Raw genomic sequence first — 2871 nt, forward strand, 5'->3', positions numbered from 1 at the left:
GATGCCGTGGTCACCGTCACCGGCGATGGCATCAATACGACCAAGCTCTTCGGCGTTGGCGACGATGGTATTCGTCAGCGCGTCAATCATCGTCATCACCGTGGCCGCACAGGCTCTCGACGCCTCGCTGCCTTGAGGAATGTTGGCCTCGCCGCTCTGCTCACGTTGCACCGGATCCAGCGGCTTATGCGGCAGCACGGAACCACGATTAAAAGCGGGCGTCGTGGCAGGGGCCAGCNCATGCCAGAAGACAAACAGCTCTTCATATTTCACCGAACCCAGCCCGTTGATGATCACCCCAAGCCGTGCGCCTTTGGTCTGCGCAATGTCCTGCGGGCGCTCTTCCAGCAGCGCGCTGGTCAGCTTTTTCGCCAGATCCTGAGACGAGAGCACCGCCAGTTCGCTGATGCCCGGTTCGCCATGAATACCCATGCCGAAGCCCATTTTGCCTTCCGGCACGGTAAATAACGGATGTTCCGCACCGGGGAATTTACAGCCGCTAAAGGCCAGCCCCAGCGTGCGGGTCTGTTCGTTGGCGCGTCGTGCGACGGCGAGCACTTCNGCCAGCGGGGCGCTGGAAATGTCATCGGTAATGGCAAAGGTTTCGCAGGGAATGCCTTCGGCGCGTAAACGCTCGCAGGCGAGGCCGAAATGCAGGACGTCTCCGGCGTAGTTGCCGAAGGTCAGTAGCACGCCGCCGCCGTTGTTGGCCGCGCGGGCGACGGAGCAAATTTGTTGTGCTGAGGGTGAGGCAAACAGGTTGCCCATGGCCGCACCGTGCGCCAGTCCCTGCCCGACCAGTCCGGCAAATGCCGGGTAATGCCCGGAACCGCCACCGACGATCACCGCCACGCTGCCCGGTTTACTTTGGGTATTGCGCACCACGCCGCCGGGAACCTGGCGCACCATAGAAGCATGCGCGCTGACGAAACCCGCCACCATTTCTTTCGCAAAGTCGGAGGGTCGGTTAAATAACCAGGTCATTTGTTCTTCTCCAGATGATTTACAAGCAATACCCCAGCCGCCAGTAAACTGGCCTTTATATAACCATCACAAATGAACGCTATCAGATCGCATCAATCAATCAAATGTTCAGCACGTGAAAATGTGAGCATGGTCGAAAATTCCCCATTCACGCGCTTTTTTGTGCGCCAGATCCTTTTTTACGCGCTTTTTTCCTGCTAATGATCTATTACATACGAACACTAACTGAACTTTAGTTCATCTCTGTGCCACATTTCGTCCCAGCCAGACGCCATCACACGAGCAGAGCGTGAACAGAAGTTCAATGTAAGCACTGTCATTTGTGAGGTAATAAAAATGCTGAAAGTCGCTATCGGTGCGGATGATGCCGCTACCGGACTGAAAAATCGGGTAAAAGAGCACCTGAACAAAAAGGACATTGAGGTTGTAGATTTCAGTCACGACGTTGCAGGGAACGATCAGATCTACCCGGATATCGCCTTCAACCTCGCTTCCGCGATCCGCGAGGGCAAATTCGAACGCGGCATTCTGTTTTGTGGTACTGGCATTGGCATGGCGATCGTGGCGAACAAAGTGCCGGGCGTTCGCGCGGCACAGTGCCACGACATTTATTCCGCCGAGCGCGCCCGTAAAAGCAATAACGCGCAAATCATGACCATGGGCGCCAGAGTGATTGGCGAAGAGCTGGCGCTGATGCTGGTCGATGCCTGGCTGGCATCCGAATTTGAAGCGGGGCGTTCTGCGCCGAAGGTTGATCGTATTGATTACTACGATTCACTCGCCCACCCGAACCGCGCGGATAAATAAAGGAGCGCCCGATGAATCTTCTGGAAAAACTCAAAGCGGTGACCACGGTGGTGGCGGACAGCGGCGATATCACCGCCATTCGCGAATATCATCCTCAGGACGCGACCACCAACCCGTCGCTGATCCTGAAAGCCACCGCGCAGCCGCTCTACCGTCCGCTGATTGAACAGGCCATCGACTGGGCCTGCCAGCAGGGCGGTACGGCGCAGACCAGGCTGATTAATGCCAGCGATAAACTGGCGGTGAACATTGGTCTCGAACTGCTGCGCCAGGTGCCGGGCAAAGTCTCGACCGAAGTCGACGCCCGTCTCTCCTTTGACCGCGGTTTATGCGTGGCGAAAGCGCGCAAGCTGATCTCGCTGTATGAAGCCGCCGGTGTCGACCGTTCCCGCGTGCTGATCAAACTGGCTNTTCCACCTGGCAGGGCATCAAAGCGGCGGAAGAGCTGGAGCGCGAAGGTATTCACTGCAACCTGACGCTGCTGTTCTCGTTTGCGCAAGCCCGCGCCTGTGCCGAAGCGGGCGTCTGGCTGATTTCGCCGTTTGTGGGCCGTATCTACGACTGGTATCGCCAGCGCGATTTGCTCACCGACGATGATCCGCAAAACGATCCGGGCGTGGTCTCAGTGCGCAACATTTATGATTACTACAAAAAACACCGTTACCCGACGGTGATCATGGGCGCCAGCTTCCGCAAAGCGGAGCAGGTGATTGCGCTGGCCGGGTGCGATCGTCAGACTATCGCTCCGGCGCTGCTGGAAGCACTGAGCCAGATGGACGGCGAGCTGCCGGTGGCGCTGACGCCGCCGATCGAAGCAGAAACGCCGCCGTCGCCGCTGACCGAAGCGGAGTTTTACTGGCTNACAATCAGGATCCGATGGCGGTGGAAAAACTGGCGGAAGGCATCCGTTTATTTGCCGTCGATCAGGAAAAACTCGAAACCATGCTGACCGGACTGCTGGCGAAACGGGAGGCGGCGAATGTCATCGCGTAACGATCTGGCGAACGCGCTCCGTGCGCTAAGCATGGACGCAGTACAGAAAGCGAAATCCGGTCACCCCGGTGCCCCGATGGGTATGGC

3 protein-coding genes and 1 pseudogene are annotated in these 2871 nt (G+C 57.7%); 3 read left to right on the forward strand and 1 reads right to left on the reverse strand.

The genetic code is table 11. From position 1 onward, the window contains the following. Positions 1-984: dihydroxyacetone kinase subunit DhaK (locus GM30_RS19195; protein ID WP_193391791.1), on the reverse strand; the 984-nt coding region annotated here is incomplete at its 3' end. Positions 985-1320: 336 nt separating this feature from the next. Here GM30_RS19195 and rpiB point away from each other — a divergent pair. The 3 genes and pseudogenes from rpiB to GM30_RS28050 all read left to right on the forward strand — a co-directional run. Next, a complete protein-coding gene (rpiB, locus tag GM30_RS19200; RefSeq protein ID WP_049849922.1) occupies positions 1321-1791 on the forward strand; it encodes a ribose 5-phosphate isomerase B in 471 nt (156 codons plus the stop codon). An 11-nt stretch (positions 1792-1802) separates the two neighbouring features. Next, positions 1803-2784 (forward strand): annotated as a pseudogene (tal, locus tag GM30_RS19205) (transaldolase). Next, positions 2771-2871 (forward strand): hypothetical protein (locus GM30_RS28050; protein WP_193391792.1); only part of this gene is annotated, 101 nt, incomplete at its 3' end. The pseudogene tal and the gene GM30_RS28050, both read left to right, overlap by 14 nt.

Origin of the sequence: Trabulsiella odontotermitis (genome assembly GCF_001188485.1) — a bacterium.
Lineage (GTDB): Bacteria > Pseudomonadota > Gammaproteobacteria > Enterobacterales > Enterobacteriaceae > Trabulsiella > Trabulsiella odontotermitis_A.

Coding starts and splice junctions, on each gene's coding strand:
- rpiB (WP_049849922.1), top strand. CDS start 1,321: ATGCTGAAAGTCGCTATCGGTGCGGATGATGCCGCTACCGGACTGAAA.